This is a genomic window from Streptomyces sp. W16 (assembly GCF_033194735.1).
In the GTDB taxonomy this organism is placed as follows: Bacteria; Actinomycetota; Actinomycetes; order Streptomycetales; family Streptomycetaceae; genus Streptomyces.
The window spans coordinates 1-1,080 of sequence record NZ_JAWOAI010001135.1 but is presented as its reverse complement, the minus strand read 5'-3'; the positions used below and the strand labels follow the sequence as shown (position 1 = coordinate 1,080).

The window sequence follows — 1,080 nt, the reverse complement described above, 5'->3', positions numbered from 1 at the left end:
GGGCGGGACGGCCGCCGGGGGTCTGCCGCGTTCGTCGACCGCGCCGTCCCCGCCGCTCACGGACGTCACCGCCGCCGGTCGTCACGCGAGCGGAAGAAGTCGCCGAGTTCCAGGTCCCCTTCGAGGAACCGGCCGACGACGAACCCGATGGCGCCCAGGGCGGCCACCAGCAGGAACGCGCCGAACCCGCCGAAATATCCGGCGAAGCCCAGCGCCATTCCGGCGATCATGCCGACCACGGCCCTGCTCATCCTGCGCTCCTCAGCTCGTACGTCGGCCCGCTGCTCGTGGCTTCATCCGTCGGCCCGGTCACTGGAGCCGGGGCTCCGGTTCCTCGTCCTCCTCGTCGGGCAGCTTCACATCGCTCACCGCGATGTTGACCTCGACGACTTCGAGTCCGGTCATCCGCTCCACGGCCGCGATGACGTTCTCCCGTACGGCCCGGGCCACATCGGCGATCGACACCCCGTAGTCGACGACGATCTCCAGATCGAGGGCGGTCTGCACCTCGCCGACCTCGGCCTTCACACCCCGGGACACCGATTTCGAACCGCCGGGCACCCGGTCGCGCACGGCCCCGAAGGTGCGGGACAGCCCGCTGCCCATGGCATGCACGCCCAGGACGTCCCGGGCGGCCAGCCCGGCGATCTTCTCCACGACCCCGTCGGCGATGGTGGTACGCCCTCGGGAGGCCGGGTCGCCCCCGCCGCGTTTGGTGGGGGTCTTGCGGGTCAGCAGTGGCTCCCTCTCACCGTCGGGGTCCTGCGTCCGGTTCCGCTCCGTCATGTCGGTCATCGCCGTACGTCCCTTTCGGTCGTCGTCCTTCGACCACGGTAAGTGCGGTTGCATTCTCCCGCGCCGGGGATGCGGCAGGCTGGAGGAATGACGGCGGACTCATGGACGCGAGTGGTACGGCAGCAGTTGGGGCTCGGCAGGCTGCTGCCCCTGGGCGACCGGCGTGACGGCGCGTGGATCGCGGAGCGGGCGGCCGAGGCCGTACTGCGGAGCGTGGCGCGGCACGTACGGGGCGTACGGCTGGGCGCGCTGCGCATCGCGCTCGCCGATCCGGAGGACGCGAAC

General features: G+C 71.5%; 2 protein-coding genes and 1 pseudogene. 1 reads left to right on the top strand and 2 read right to left on the bottom strand.

Annotated features, from left to right (window positions below):
* Positions 1–65 precede the first annotated feature (65 nt).
* On the bottom strand, positions 66–251 hold the full coding sequence (locus R6V09_RS53725) for a hypothetical protein (RefSeq protein ID WP_019060657.1): 186 nt from the start codon (positions 249–251) through the stop codon (positions 66–68).
* A 58-nt stretch (positions 252–309) separates the two neighbouring features.
* The gene (locus tag R6V09_RS53720; RefSeq protein WP_317888636.1) at positions 310–795 is read right to left on the bottom strand and encodes an Asp23/Gls24 family envelope stress response protein; all 486 of its coding nucleotides are present in this window, start codon (positions 793–795) and stop codon (positions 310–312) included.
* Positions 796–882: 87 nt separating this feature from the next.
* Here R6V09_RS53720 and R6V09_RS53715 point away from each other — a divergent pair.
* Positions 883–1,080 (top strand): annotated as a pseudogene (locus tag R6V09_RS53715) (nucleopolyhedrovirus P10 family protein); the annotation flags it as partial.